Origin of the sequence: Pantoea nemavictus, from assembly GCF_037479095.1 — a bacterium.
Lineage (GTDB): Bacteria > Pseudomonadota > Gammaproteobacteria > Enterobacterales > Enterobacteriaceae > Pantoea > Pantoea nemavictus.
In genome coordinates this window covers 1,865,169-1,878,733 of sequence record NZ_JBBGZW010000001.1, presented here as the reverse complement: position 1 = coordinate 1,878,733, position 13,565 = coordinate 1,865,169, and the positions used below count along the sequence as shown (strand labels likewise).

General features: G+C 55.3%; 15 protein-coding genes and 1 riboswitch. Of the genes, 11 read left to right on the top strand and 4 right to left on the bottom strand.

Annotation, left to right across the window (positions count from 1 at the left end):
- The first annotated feature begins 13 nt into the window (after nucleotides 1–13).
- The 5 genes from WH298_RS08615 to WH298_RS08595 all read left to right on the top strand — a co-directional run bounded on the left by WH298_RS08615 (nucleotide 14) and on the right by WH298_RS08595 (nucleotide 3,279).
- Nucleotides 14–1,042, top strand: a complete 1,029-nt coding sequence (locus WH298_RS08615) for a zinc-binding alcohol dehydrogenase family protein (RefSeq protein WP_180822661.1) — start codon at nucleotides 14–16, stop codon at nucleotides 1,040–1,042.
- 168 nt (nucleotides 1,043–1,210) lie between these two features.
- Entirely contained in the window at nucleotides 1,211–1,438 is a 228-nt protein-coding gene (locus WH298_RS08610) for a type II toxin-antitoxin system Phd/YefM family antitoxin (RefSeq protein WP_007889964.1), read from the top strand.
- 9 nt (nucleotides 1,439–1,447) lie between these two features.
- Nucleotides 1,448–1,789, top strand: a complete 342-nt coding sequence (locus tag WH298_RS08605; protein WP_007889963.1) for a hypothetical protein — start codon at nucleotides 1,448–1,450, stop codon at nucleotides 1,787–1,789.
- A gap of 42 nt (nucleotides 1,790–1,831) precedes the next feature.
- A riboswitch (Fluoride riboswitch) is annotated at nucleotides 1,832–1,907 on the top strand.
- A gap of 90 nt (nucleotides 1,908–1,997) precedes the next feature.
- Nucleotides 1,998–2,375: a fluoride efflux transporter CrcB gene (gene crcB / locus WH298_RS08600; RefSeq protein WP_007889962.1), complete on the top strand. Its 378-nt coding sequence runs from the start codon at nucleotides 1,998–2,000 to the stop codon at nucleotides 2,373–2,375.
- Between the two features lie 106 nt (nucleotides 2,376–2,481).
- Entirely contained in the window at nucleotides 2,482–3,279 is a 798-nt protein-coding gene (locus WH298_RS08595) for a sugar phosphate isomerase/epimerase family protein (RefSeq protein WP_180822660.1), read from the top strand.
- On the opposite strand, the gene WH298_RS08590 is transcribed toward WH298_RS08595, so the two are convergent.
- Together WH298_RS08590 and WH298_RS08585 are read right to left on the bottom strand one after the other, a co-directional pair.
- Complete coding sequence (locus tag WH298_RS08590; RefSeq protein WP_180822659.1) at nucleotides 3,276–3,881, bottom strand: alpha/beta hydrolase; 606 nt, start codon at nucleotides 3,879–3,881, stop codon at nucleotides 3,276–3,278. The genes WH298_RS08595 and WH298_RS08590 overlap by 4 nt on opposite strands.
- Before the next feature lie 11 nt (nucleotides 3,882–3,892).
- Entirely contained in the window at nucleotides 3,893–4,834 is a 942-nt protein-coding gene (locus WH298_RS08585; protein ID WP_180822658.1) for a glutathione S-transferase family protein, read from the bottom strand.
- 226 nt (nucleotides 4,835–5,060) lie between these two features.
- Here WH298_RS08585 and WH298_RS08580 point away from each other — a divergent pair, with 226 nt between their 5' ends.
- On the top strand, nucleotides 5,061–6,185 hold the full coding sequence (locus WH298_RS08580; RefSeq protein ID WP_180822657.1) for a GNAT family N-acetyltransferase: 1,125 nt from the start codon (nucleotides 5,061–5,063) through the stop codon (nucleotides 6,183–6,185).
- Here the strand turns inward: WH298_RS08580 and WH298_RS08575 are convergent.
- Nucleotides 6,182–8,014, bottom strand: a complete 1,833-nt coding sequence (locus tag WH298_RS08575) for an ABC transporter ATP-binding protein (protein ID WP_007889957.1) — start codon at nucleotides 8,012–8,014, stop codon at nucleotides 6,182–6,184. The two genes, WH298_RS08580 and WH298_RS08575, sit on opposite strands and share 4 nt — an antisense overlap.
- Nucleotides 8,015–8,078: 64 nt before the next feature.
- Between WH298_RS08575 and WH298_RS08570 the strand changes: the two genes are divergently transcribed.
- Nucleotides 8,079–8,576 carry a GNAT family N-acetyltransferase gene (locus WH298_RS08570; protein ID WP_180822656.1) on the top strand — a complete coding sequence of 166 codons (498 nt, stop codon included), beginning with the start codon at nucleotides 8,079–8,081 and terminating at the stop codon, nucleotides 8,574–8,576.
- A 77-nt stretch (nucleotides 8,577–8,653) separates the two neighbouring features.
- Here the strand turns inward: WH298_RS08570 and WH298_RS08565 are convergent, their stop codons facing one another.
- Complete coding sequence (locus WH298_RS08565) at nucleotides 8,654–9,568, bottom strand: sugar ABC transporter substrate-binding protein (RefSeq protein WP_007889954.1); 915 nt, start codon at nucleotides 9,566–9,568, stop codon at nucleotides 8,654–8,656.
- Between the two features lie 423 nt (nucleotides 9,569–9,991).
- Here WH298_RS08565 and WH298_RS08560 point away from each other — a divergent pair, with 423 nt between their 5' ends.
- From WH298_RS08560 to WH298_RS08545, 4 genes are all read left to right on the top strand, one after another.
- Complete coding sequence (locus WH298_RS08560; protein WP_180822655.1) at nucleotides 9,992–11,383, top strand: MFS transporter; 1,392 nt, start codon at nucleotides 9,992–9,994, stop codon at nucleotides 11,381–11,383.
- A 123-nt stretch (nucleotides 11,384–11,506) separates the two neighbouring features.
- Nucleotides 11,507–11,815 carry a type II toxin-antitoxin system RelE/ParE family toxin gene (locus WH298_RS08555; RefSeq protein ID WP_071531057.1) on the top strand — a complete coding sequence of 103 codons (309 nt, stop codon included), beginning with the start codon at nucleotides 11,507–11,509 and terminating at the stop codon, nucleotides 11,813–11,815.
- A 43-nt stretch (nucleotides 11,816–11,858) separates the two neighbouring features.
- A complete protein-coding gene (locus tag WH298_RS08550; RefSeq protein ID WP_007889952.1) occupies nucleotides 11,859–12,191 on the top strand; it encodes a HigA family addiction module antitoxin in 333 nt (110 codons plus the stop codon).
- A gap of 134 nt (nucleotides 12,192–12,325) precedes the next feature.
- Nucleotides 12,326–13,489, top strand: a complete 1,164-nt coding sequence (locus tag WH298_RS08545) for an HD-GYP domain-containing protein (RefSeq protein WP_049851882.1) — start codon at nucleotides 12,326–12,328, stop codon at nucleotides 13,487–13,489.
- Nucleotides 13,490–13,565: the final 76 nt, after the last annotated feature.

The window sequence follows — 13,565 nt, the reverse complement described above, 5'->3', positions numbered from 1 at the left end:
ACAGGAGAAGCCAATGACAACAATGAAAACGCTGGTAGTCGCCGAGCCGCGCCAGATGGTGTGGCAGCAGCGCGCGAAACCGACGCCCGCCGCCCATGATGTTCTGATTAAACCGATCGCCGCCGGGATTTGCGGCACCGATATTCATGCCTGGGCCGGCAATCAGCCGTTCTTCAGCTATCCACGCGTGCTGGGGCATGAGCTGTGCGGCGAAGTGGTGGAACTCGGCAGCGCGGTCAGCGGTTTCCGGCTGGGCCAGCGCGTGGCGCTGATTCCCTATGTGGCCTGCCAGCAGTGCGATGCCTGTCTGAGCGGCAAAACCAACTGCTGTGAAAAAATCTCGGTGATTGGCGTGCATCAGGATGGCGGATTTTGCGAATTCCTTAGCGTGCCTGCCAGCAATTTGCTGGCGGTGGATGAGGTTGATCCGGAAGCCGCGGCGCTGATTGAACCCTTTGCCATCAGCGCCCATGCGGTACGCCGTGCAGCGGTGGCGGCGGATGAGCAGGTGCTGGTGGTCGGCGCAGGGCCGATTGGGCTCGGCGTGGCGGCAATCGCCGCAGCGGCTGGCGCTAATGTGGTGGTGGCGGATACCAGCGAGCAGCGGCGTGCACACGTGACGCAGAAGCTGGGTTTGGCGACAGTGAATCCGTTAGAAGAGGATTTTGAAACGCAGCTGAAAACGGAGTTTGGCGGACGCTTAGCCGCCAAAGTGATCGATGCTACCGGCAGCCCGGCGGCAATGAACGGTGCGGTAAAACTGATTCGTCACGGCGGCACCATCGTGTTTGTTGGCCTGCATAAAGGGGATTTGGTGATTCCCGACATCGAGTTCCATAAAAAGGAAACCACCTTGATGGGCAGCCGCAACGCCACGCTGGAAGATTTCGCTAAAGTCGGCGAACTGATGGCGAACGGTCAGCTTCGTGCCGACATGATGCTGAATCGTCACTATGATTTCTCTACGCTGGCGGAGACCTTTGAATCTGAAGTTATCAATAATCGCGAACTGATTAAGGGCGTGATTCACTTCGAGCGTTAATCTCTTCCTCCAGCATGTTCGGTCGCCATAAATGGCGACCCTGCGATTAAGTCGTTTGGTTTTCATAGGGCATGCAACTTAACATCAAGTCGGTGCACGGCAACAAACCAAAGACTCATTGCGTAACATCCATAAAAAGTCTAAATTTGGACTGATTCGGAGGAGTCTATGAAAATCGAAACTATAAGCTACATCAAAAAAAACGCCGCTGCTCTCGATCTCTCGGAGCCAATTCTTGTGACACAAAACGGCAACCCTGCTTACGTTATTGAGTCATGGGAAGCGCGCCAGCAGCGAGATGAAACCTTGGCGTTACTCAAGCTGCTTGCATTGTCGGAAGAGGACAAAGCAGCTGGCAAAGGAATGACACGACAACAGTTGTTAGAGGATCTCTAAGGACAAAGTATGCAGCACAAGGAAGAGTCATTCACTATCATCTACCTATCCACGGTCCGATTGAGTCTGCAAGAGATCGTCGCCTTCCATCGTCGCCTGGGGAATGATTACAACGCAATTATCGCGCGCGTTCTTGATGAGTTCGAAGCACGAGTGAGCCAATTTCCTTTAAGTTGTGCGGTGTGTTCAGAATTAGCCGATCTTGGCGTCACGCGTTATAGAGAATTCAATAGCAGTGAAAGCTATCGAATTTTATTCTCAGTTGAAAAACAAACCGTTTTTGCCCACGTGCTGTTATCACAACGCCAAAGTATTCAGCAGTTGCTTTTCAAACGCTTGCTTGTGCATTAACTGGCATCATATTGTCACCCCATCCCAGCCAGCGTATTATCTCCCGCCTAAGGTGATGGCGTGCCACCTTCCCCAACCGCCGTTCTGGTCACAGACGGCTGATGACGCCTGACAACACTCGTATCCCTGCGCGGGAGACGGCGGTGTGTCAGGTGTTATTCTGTCCTGCCGCGGCCCTGCGCGTAATTCTTTTCAGGAGCTACACACTATGTTGAAGTCGTTACTCGCGGTTGTCGTTGGCGGTGCGGTGGGCTGTTCGCTGCGCTGGTTGATCTCATTGCGTTTCAATGCGCTGTTCCCCAATCTGCCGCCCGGCACCCTGATGGTGAACCTGGTGGGCGGTTTTATCATTGGCGCCGCGCTGGCGTTTTTTGTCCGTAATCCCCACATCGACCCTTTCTGGAAATTACTGATTGTCACCGGTTTGTGTGGCGGTTTAACCACGTTTTCAACCTTTTCGGCGGAAATTGTCGGACTGCTACAATCAGGAAAATACCTTTGGGCGATGTCGAGTGTCATGGTGCATGTTATCGGTTCTCTGCTGATGACCTTCGCCGGTTTTGCCGTGGTAAATCTGCTGGGATAACCGCCACGCTTGAAATAACCACTAAGAGGTAGATACTGAACGCCGTTCTGTCCGCGTGACGGACAGAATTTGTCACCGATTATCCGGACGATTAAGGAGCGAATGAATGAGCCGTAACCCCAAATTCCTTAACCTGGTGTTGTTAAACGGTGAACCTGAGGAGAAGCTGCGCGCCGCACGCGCCGCCGGTTTCGACCAGGTTGAGATCTGGCGCGAAGATGTGCAGGCCAGTACGCCGCAGCTCGCAAAGCAGTTGCAGCTGGGTTTCACCAATGTGCAGGTGCTGCGTGATTTCACCGGCGCGCCGGATCGCGAACGTCAGCAAAAACGCGAAGAGCTGCGCCAGTTTATCCGGATTGCCCAAACTATCGGCTGCGACACCATTCAGGCACCCGCCAGCACGCGCGAAGATTGCGTGGCGGCGCGAATTGATGAAGATTTGCGTTGGCTGGCGTCGGAAGCGGCGCGCTTCAATATGCGCATCATGTATGAGCCGATGGCATGGTGCAGCGTAGATAACACGCTGCCGCTGGCGTGGGAACGGCTGCAGCGGCTGGATCAGCCGAATATTGGGCTGGTGGTCGATCTGTTCCACATCTGCGCGTTGGGCGGCGATGCGTCACAGCTGGATGGCATTCCCGCCGATCGCATCTATGAAGTGCAGCTGTGCGACATGGCAGAGATGCCGCCGCAGGAGAAGCAGCCGCTCAGCGAGTATGCGCGTCATCAGCGCCTGTTGCCGGGCGATGGCATCATCGAAGTGGAACGCTTTGTCGATAAGCTGAAAAGTGCCGGCTATAGCGGTCCGGTCGGCATTGAAGTATTCAATGATGAGCTGAAAGCGCAGCCAGCAGATGTGGCTGCGCACAAGGCGTGGCAGGCATTAAACCGTTACTGGCCTTAATCCTGCAAACATTGGGCGATAAAACCGGCTGCATCCATCGCGCCCTGCGATGAAATGGTGTGGCCGGTCGCGGCTTCATAACGCGCTTCCACCGTCACGCCCGCCTGTTGCAAACGCTGCAACGCCGATTCGCTTTCGCTAAACGGAATCACATCATCGGCTTTGCCGTGAATCAGCAGTGCGGGCGTATACGGCTGCGGCGTTAAAGCGCCTTCAAACGCCAGACGACCGGAAAATGCCACCACGCCCGCCAGCGGATAACGGCCAGAGGCCAGCGCATCCAATGCCATGATCGAACCTTGCGAAAAGCCGACTAAAATGAGTTTGTCCCACGCGTCTGCCATGTCGTGTTGCGCCATCAGCTGCTGCAGCGTGTCATCAAAGGCGGCGCGTGCTTCGCGCACCCGCGCCGGACGGTTTTCCGGCGTGATGCCGGTCAGGCTAAACCACTGATAACCCATCGCATGTTCAAACGGAAAGGGCGCATTTGGCGAGGCAAATGCCACATCCGGCAGCAGACGCGCCCAATGCTCACCGAGTACCGCCAGATCGTCGCCGTTACTGCCGACACCGTGTAAAAAAATCACTAACGCTTTTGCCATCGCACTGCTCCTTATAAACCGTAGGCCGCCAGATCCGGGCCAGCCGGCACAATGCCGTTGGGATTCAGCGCTTTAATCGAATAATAGCCCTGCTTGATATGGTCGATATTCACCGTCTGACGCACACCAGAGACCGACAGCATACTCTTCAGATAACGATCGAGCAGCGGATAGTCGCGCAGGCGGCGCAGGTTGCATTTAAACAGGCCGTGATAGGCGGCGTCAAAGCGCACCAGCGTGACGAACAGGCGAATATCCGCTTCGGTTAAGCGCTCGCCAAGCAGGAAAGTGCGGCCATCCTGCAAACGCAGCTCCAGCTCATCCAGCTGGCTGAACACGTCGTTAAACGCCTGCTGATAGCTCACTTGCGTGGTGGCGAAGCCGGTGCGATAAACGCCGTTATTCAGGCGCGGATAGATCGATTCATTCAGCGCGTCGATCTCTGCACGCAGATCCTCGGGATAAAGATCGATGCGATCGTCCGCCAGCGCGCCAAAGCCGCTGTTCAACATGCGCAGGATATCCGCTGATTCGTTATTAACGATGGTTTGCGTTTTCTTATCCCACAGCACCGGCACGGTGGCGCGCCCGGTAAAATCGGCATCGGCGCGGGTGTAAAGCTCGTGAAGATATTCAGCGTTGTTAAGCCAGTCGCGATCCGCGCCGGGGTAATCGCCGAAGTGCCAGCCTTGTGCGCCGAGCTGCGGTTCAACCACCGACACGCTAATCACGTCATTCAGCCCCTTCAGGCTGCGCGCTAGCAGCGTACGTGAAGCCCACGGACAAATCAGCGCCACATAAAGATGATAACGATCCGGCTCGGCCGCAAATTCGCTGGAGCCATCTGCGGTAATCCAGTGACGAAAACTGGAAGTCTGACGCACAAATCCGCCCTGTTTGTCGGTGGCTTGCACCGGATGCCACTCTGCACTCCACTTACCGTTTACCAGCATAATCTTGCTCCTCTACATTGATGAAGAGAGCATACAGTCCTGCTGAATGCATGATAATCCGGGCAAAATGGCTTTTATTATTTCCATTTTGGAATCAGTTGAACGGTGTGAAGCACGTACTTTTGCCAGATAGCCCCGCGACTACGCATTCAGTGCGCTGCACCTTTTCCCGCGCGGGAAAACCTGTTGAACTAGACTTTCGCTTTCATCTGGCCGGGAGCCGTGAATGTCTTTGCTTCATCTGTCGTCGCTGGCGGAGATCTCCGCTGTCGAATGGGATGCGCTGTTACCTGACGATCAACCTTTTTTACGCCACGCCTTTCTTCTGACATTAGAGCAGAGCGGCAGCGTGCGGCCGGAAAACGGCTGGCAGCCCGAGCATCTGCTGTGGCGCGAGAACGGCACGCTGCGCGCGGCGCTGCCGGGCTATCGCAAACGCCATTCGCGCGGTGAATATGTGTTTGACCATGCGTGGGCGGAAGCCTGTCAACGCGCTGGCATTGCTTATTATCCGAAATGGCTGGGCGCGATTCCGTTCAGCCCGGTGACCGGCGGACGTCTGCTGGGCGATGAAAACGCGGTGCTGCAACTGCTCGGCGCGCTGCCGGATCACCTGTTTGAACATGGCCTCAGCGGTGCACATATCAACTTCACCACGCCGTTCGCCAACGCGTTGATGCAGCAACAGCCGGACTGGCTGGAGCGCCTTGGCTTGCAGTATCACTGGCACAACAAAGGCTATCGTGATTTTCAGGATTTCCTCGACACGCTGATGTCGCGCAAACGCAAACAGCTGCGCAAAGAGCGTGAGCAGGTGATGAGCAGCGGTTTCGACTTCACCTGGTATCGCGGCGATGAGCTGCGCGAAGATCAGTGGGATTTCATCTACACCTGTTACGCCAACACTTATGCGGTGCGCGGTCAGCGACCCTATCTGACGCGTCAGTTTTTTAGCTTGCTGGCAGAACGGATGCCGCGTTCGATTCGCGTGGTGATTTCGACGCTGCAAGGCCAACCGGCGGCGATGGCCTTCTGTTTAGTGGATGGCAATACGCTGTATGGTCGCTACTGGGGCTGCCTGGCGGAGTTTGATAGGCTGCATTTTGAAACCTGTTTTTATCAGGGCATGGATTTCGCCATTGCGGAAGGTTTGCAGCGTTTTGATGCCGGTGCGCAGGGCGAGCACAAGCTGGTACGCGGCTTTGAACCGCAGATCACCCATTCCTGGCACTATCTGTGTCATCCGGGTTTGCGGGATGCGGTGGCTGATTTTCTGCTACAGGAACGGCAGGGCGTGCACGCCTGGGCGCTTGAGGCGCGCGACGCCCTGCCGTATCGACGCGGCGATTAATCCGCGCCGACAAAACCACCGGTTTGATGCTGCCACAGGCGCGCGTACAAGCCGCCTTGTGCCAGCAGTTCGCGGTGATTGCCCATCTCGACAATCTCACCTTTCTCCAGCACCACCAGGCGATCCATTTTGGCGATGGTAGAGAGACGGTGCGCGATGGCAATCACCGTTTTGCCCTGCATCAGCGTTTCCAGACTCTCCTGAATCGCCGCTTCTACCTCGGAGTCGAGCGCGGAGGTGGCTTCATCCATGATCAGAATCGGCGCATCTTTCAGCAATACGCGGGCGATAGCGATACGCTGACGCTGGCCGCCCGACAGTTTCACGCCGCGCTCGCCAACGTGCGCATCCAGCCCGGTACGGCCTTGCGGATCGGAGAGCAGCGGAATGAACTCGTCGGCGCGTGCGCGGATAATCGCCGCCTGCAGCTCCGCTTCCGTCGCATCCGGACGACCATACAGCAGGTTGTCGCGAATCGAGCGGTGCAGCAGCGAGGTATCCTGGGTGATCATGCCGATTTGCCCGCGCAGGCTCTCTTGCGTCACTTCGGCGATGTTCTGATCGTCAATCACAATGCGTCCGCTGTTGATGTCATACAGCCGCAGCAGCAGATTCACCATGGTGGATTTGCCGGCGCCGGATGGCCCAATCAAACCGATCTTCTCGCCCGGCTTGATGTTGAGATTGAGGCGGTTAATCACCTGGCGGCTGCCACCGTAATCGAAACGTACATCCTCAAAGCGGATCTGGCCGCGCGTCACCTGCATCTTTTTGGCGTGCGGTTCATCCTGCACGCTCAGCGGCTGGGCAATGGTATTCAGGCCATCCTGCACCATGCCGATATTTTCGAAGATGCCGTTGACTACCCACATGATCCAGCCGGACATGTTCACCAGACGGATCACCAAACCGGTCGCCAGCGCAATCGCACCAACGCTGATTAGCGACTGGCTCCACAGCCACAACGCCAGCGCCGAGGTGCTGACAATCAGCAGGCCATTCAGCGTTGAGAGCGTGATATCCATGGTGGTCACCATGCGGCTGGCATGCTGAGTTTTGTCGGTTTGCTCCTGAATCGCCTCGCGCGCGTAACGCTTCTCCAGATCGTTATGCGAGAACAGTTTGATGGTGGCGATATTGGTGTAGCCATCGACGATGGTGCCCATCAATTTGGAGCGTGCTTCCGATGACACCACCGAACGCTGCTTGACGCGCGGCACGAAAAAGCTCAGCGACACGCTGTAGGCGACTATCCAGATCACCAGCGGAATCATCAGGCGCCAGTCGGCTTCGGCGAACAGCACCAGCGAGGTCACCGCATAAATCACCACGTGCCAGATCGCATCCACCAGCTGTACCGCGGAATCCCGCAGCGAGTTACCGGTTTGCATGATGCGCTGGGCGATGCGCCCGGCAAAATCGTTCTGGAAGAAGTTCAGGCTTTGGCGCAGCACGTAGTTGTGATGCTGCCAGCGGATCATGCTGGTCATGCTCGGGTTAATGCTTTGGTGCACCAGCATGTCGTGCGCGGCAATCACCAGCGGCCGCAGAATCAGTGCCACCACTCCCATCCACAGCAGTGTCGGCCAGTTATCGCTGAACAGCGTGGCGGGCGTGGAGTGATTGACGAGGTCAATGATGCGGCTGAGATAGCTAAACAGCGCCACTTCAATCAGCGCCTGCGCTAAGCCAACAATCAGCAGGGCGACAAAGCTCGGCCATACCTGACGCAGATAGTAAAAGTAAAATGGCCAGACGCTGGAGGGCGGGGAATCGGTTGGCGCATCCTGGAAAATATTGATAAAACGTTCAAAACGACGATACAACATAGAGTCACTCTTCCCGAATTGGTGAGAGTTAACAGCTTAGTGCAAGTGAAAAGGGATTACCGACATGGATTTACTCATTCGCGGTCGCGAACCGGGCGATGCCGCCGCCTACCAACGCCTTTACAGCCATCCTGAGGTGTATCGCTGGACCACGCAGCTGCCGTGTCCCAGCGTGGCCACATGGCAGAAGAAGTTCGAGAAGATGGATGAGCTGGGGTATATCGGCTTTGTGGCGGAGATTGATGGCGCGATGGTCGGCGAGCTGACGCTATTTGTGGAACAGCGCCCGCGTACCCGCCACAGCATCAGTTTTGGTATCGGCGTCGATCCAGCCTTTGGCGGACGCGGCATTGGTGAAAAGCTGATTCGTAACGCCATGGATTACGCTTACAACTGGCTGGGGATTATGCGCATCGAGCTGGAAGTGTTCCACGACAACGAACGTGCGCTTGGCCTGTATCAAAAATTGGGCTTCGAGCGCGAAGGCGTGAAGCGCAAAGCCTGCCTGCGCGATGGTGAATATCACGATATTGTGCAGATGGCTAAACTAAAAACTGATTAATTTTGCGCAATAAATTGCGCCGCTACGGGTTGTGCACATTTTTGTAGCGGCGCGATTTATCGCGCGAATTTGACCTGTTACTGACTCTTATCCACGTACTTCTGCATATTCTCTTTGGTCACCAGCTCAAATGGGATCCACACGTGTGAATCGACTTTCTCGCCTTTAATCAGCTTCTGCGCCACATCCACCGACGCTTTGCCCTGGCCGACCGCATCCTGGAACACCGTGACCTGAATTTTGTCCTGCGACAGCGCTTTCAGGCCATCTGGCGTGGCATCGATGCCGCCAACCAGCACTTTCTTGTTGCCTTTGGCGAGCGCCATTGCCGCGCCAATCGCCATCTCATCGTTATTGGCCGCCACAATATCAATCGCTTCATCGTTGCCCAGCCAGTTGTTCATCAGATCCATGCCTTCATTACGCGCATAGTTGGCGGGCTGCTTCTGCACCACTTTCATGCCGGGATATTTCGCCACCACCTGCTCAACGTCTTTGGTACGTTGCAGCGCACCGGCATCAGACAGGTTACCGATCATGATCGCCACGTTGCCTTGGTAATTGGCCATTTTTGCCAGCGCTTCCATCTGCAAGGTGCCGGATTCACGCTCGTCGGAACCGACAAACACCACGCCTGGCGGCAGCGATTTATCACCCGGCGTGCGGTTAACGTACACCAGTGGAATTTTGGCCTGCTGCGCCAGCTTGGTCAGCTGCGGCGTGCTGGCGGAATCAACCGGATCGACGATGATGGCGTCCACACCTGAACCGATAAAACTCTGCACCTGATCGGTTTGGCGGCCAACGTCACCGCGTGCATCTTCAAACTGAATGTCGAGTCCGCGCGCTTTGGCTTCTTTATCGATCGACTGGCGAATAATCGTCAGGAAGTTCTGATCGAAGTAGGCCATTGATACGCCAATTTTTTCCGCCAGTGCCGAGGCTGAAGTAGTGAGCAGGCCGAGTAACACTATTGCCTTGAGGGTTTTCATCGCAGACTCCAGAGTAAGCTTGTTATTAGAATAAATGTTCCATTGATGATGAAAATGGCTCAATGAAATCATTTTCAGACTACGAGTCCGCCCGAAGGCTGACAATCGGCATGGATGGATTTTGCTGCTAAGCGCACACTTTGATCTCGGGTGCGCCATCTCTTTGCGCGCTCATAGTTTCGATGCGAACTATTTTCCTGGCGTTAGCGCACATTCCCGTGCAACAGCACGCTGTTTTTTAAGGTTCTGTGCGGCGCCGCACCTCACTTTGTGGCAGATGCCAAATCCGACGCCATTTTGCCCGCGCGATTCCTCCATTCGCACAATGACCGCGGCTGAACCGGCTCTCTATAGTTGCTGAATATGGGAAATAAAGCGGTATTCCGGCAAGACATCGCGCGCTTCAATTGAGGAATTCAGCCTATGCAACAAGCCAATAATCTCAGGCAGAACAGCCACGTACGCGTCGGGATCTTATGTTTGATCCTGTTTCTTTCCGTGGTGGCATACGCCGACCGTTCGATCCTGTCGATCTCCGGATCGGCGATCAAAGAGGAGTTTGGACTTTCGGCGATCCAGCTTGGCCTGATCCTCTCAGCGTTTAGCTGGGCTTACGTGATCGGCCAGATCCCCGGCGGCCTGTTTCTCGATCGCTTCGGCACCAAAAAGGTCTATGGCGTGACGCTGGCGCTGTGGTCGATCGCCACGCTACTGATGGGCTTTGTCGGCGAGTTCTCCAGCGGCATGACCATGGCGCTGACGCTGATGTTTGCGCTGCGTTTCGCGTTGGGTTTGATTGAAGCGCCGAGTTTTCCCGCCAATGCGCGCGCGGTAATCATGTGGTTCCCGAGCGCCGAAAGGGGCCGCGCCTCTTCACTCTTCGCCTCGGCGCAATATTTTGCTGTGGCTATCTTCTCGCCGCTCTCCGGCTGGCTGGTATCACGCTTTGGCTGGGAATGGCCGTTCTTCGTGCTGGGCGGCATTGGTGTGCTGGCGGTATTTGTCTGGATGGGCTTTATGCGCAGCCCGCGCCACCATCCGCAGGTTTCAGATGCCGAGCTGCGCTATATCGAGCAGGGTGGCGCGCTGGTTGATATTGATGAGGCGCACACCTTAAAAGCCCGCCCGCCACTGAGCAAAGCGATGTTTAAAAAGCTGCTGAGCAACCGCATGCTGTGGTGCGCCTATATCGGACAATATTGCACCATTGCGCTGAGCTACTTCTTTATTACCTGGTTCCCGATCTATCTGGTGCAGGCGCGCGGCATGAACATTCTGGATGCCGGCTTCGCCACCATCGCGCCGGCACTCTTCGGCTTCCTCGGCGGCATCAGCGGTGGCTATATCTCTGACAAACTGCTGGCGAACGGCTGGAGCCTGTCGTGGGCGCGCAAAACGCCGTATATCGTCGGCATGTTGATGGCGGCGTCGCTGATTCTGGCGGCGGTCATTCCCAGCAACGTCGGTATTATCGCCATCATGTCATTCGCCTTCTTTGGCAAAGGCGTGGCGGCGGGCGCGGGCACCTGGACAATTGTCAGCGATACCGCGCCAAAAGAGGCGGTTGGTCTGGCGGGATCGATATTTAACGGCATCGGCAATATGGCTGGTTTCATCACGCCGCTGCTGTTCGGCATCATCGTCGGCTTAACCGGCAGCTACAGCATCGGGTTGGTGTTCGTCGGTGCGCACTGCGTGGTCGCCGCACTGTTGTTCCTGCTGGTGATGGGGCCGATAGAGCGTGTTGGCGAGGAGCATAATTCCGCAGACGCTTATCAAAACCGGGCGAAAGAGAGCGGCGTTAAAGCGGTTTAATGACTTCTGATTATTTTTTGGAATCTCGATCTGAAATTCGCTATGATGTTATATATTGCACTTTAGCACAGTGCATAAGTGCAATAAATTGCCTGCCATGTTTACACCTTGGTACGGCGGCAAATGAAGGGTTCAATTCACAGTTTCAGGGATGATTGGCTGCATTTATTTTTTGTTTATGCAACGCCGCATAAGCATATTCCGGTCATTATAGAGTCTGCACTGGCGCGCAAACTCGACATCATCCATGCGGCAACATCGCATCATGATTTGCGATCACCACCGGGTAATCGCTTTGAGGCATTGAAACCTCCGCTGCTCGGTTACTACTCAATTCGGATCAATGAGCAGTATCGACTCATTTTTCAATGGACGAATGGCGAGGCAAGAGATCTTTATCTTGACCCACATACTTACCGTAAACACCGCTAGCAGCCACTTGTGGCAAAGTACTAACAGTTAAAGAGAAACAACCATGAAACAGGCGATGCGTAAACCGACCAGCGTTGGCGATGTTCTGCAGTACGAATTTCTTGAGCCGCTTAACCTCAAGGTGAATGACCTGGCAGAAATGCTGAATGTGCACCGCAATACCGTCAGCGCGTTAGTCAATAACAACCGAAAACTGACCACCGAAATGGCGTATCGTCTGGCAGCTGTTTTCGATACCTCTGTCGACTTGTGGCTGAATTTGCAGCGCCATCTGGATCTATGGGAAGTGGAAAACGATGCCAGAACTCAGGAAGAATTGAGCCGCGTAACGCCGTTGAATGTCTTTTTAGCGCAGCGCGCTGCCGCGGTGGCGTAAACATTGTTCCCGTAGGGTGCGCATCGATGCGCACCTCCCTCACAATCCTCCCCGATCGCACAAATCCACTCTGAAGATTTTTTGCTCAGCTGCCGATATCTCCTTACCACCCACTGATATTAAGGAGCGATATCGTGATAAAGCTGATTAACGTTGACGAACTGCGGCAGGGAATGTTTATCCACAAACTGGAGGTTTGGTGGGTCAAAGATAAGCGCATTCGCAACCAAATGCTGATCACTGATAAACGCCAGATCGCGATGATCCGCAATGAAGGGATCCTGCAACTGTGGATCGATCTCGACAAATCTGTTCAGGCGCCGGTGGCGCCGGCGCCAAAAAAAGATATTCCGCAAACGCCTTTTTTTCAGGAGATGGATCAGGCGCAAAGCATCTTCAATCAGGGTAAACCGCAGGTGCTGGCGATGTTTAACGAGGCGCGCATGGGGCAAGGCCTCGACCTCGATTACACCCTTGATCTGGTCGATCAAATTGCCGGTTCGATCACCCGCGAACCGACGGCGCTTCTCAGCGTGGCGCGGCTGAAAAATCACGACGATTACACTTACCTGCACTCGATGGCGGTGTGCGGCTTGATGATTTCGCTCGGCAAAAAAATGGGCCTTGATGAGCACCAGCTGCGTCGCGTTGGTATGGGCGGCTTGCTGCACGATGTCGGTAAAGCGGCGGTACCGCTGGAGATTCTCAACAAGCCCGGCAAGCTGAGCGATGAAGAGTTCACCGTGATGCGGCAGCACCCAATTGTTGGCGCGCAGATGCTGATGGAAGCCGATGCCGGCGAAGATCTGCTGGATATTGCGCTGCATCATCATGAAAAGTATGACGGCAATGGCTATCCACATGGCCTGAAAGGGGACGAAATCTCGCTGTATGCGCGTATGGCGTCGGTGTGTGACGTCTACGATGCCGTGACGTCGAATCGGCCGTATCGCAAAGGCTGGACGCCTGCTGAGGCAATGCACAACATGCTGAGCTGGCGCGGTCACTTCGACAACACGCTGCTGCACGCTTTTGTACGCACTATCGGCATTTATCCGGTGGGATCGCTGGTACGTCTGGCTTCCGGGCGCGTAGCGCTGGTGGTGCAGGCCGGAGAGAAATCGCTGCTGAAGCCCAAAGTGCACGTGTTCTGGTCTTTGCACGCCCAGCGCGAGGTTAAACCGGAGGAGCTCGATCTCGGCGACAGCTTCTGCACCGACAGCATCACCGGCGCGGAAGACAGCGGTTTGTGGCAGAACATCGATTTGAATCGCATCTGGGCACTGGAAACCGCTTAATTTCGCACCATTTTTATACTTTATTTACGCCTGATTCCCGCCTTTTTACCTCTTCTTTATGCCGCGCCGCGCATGC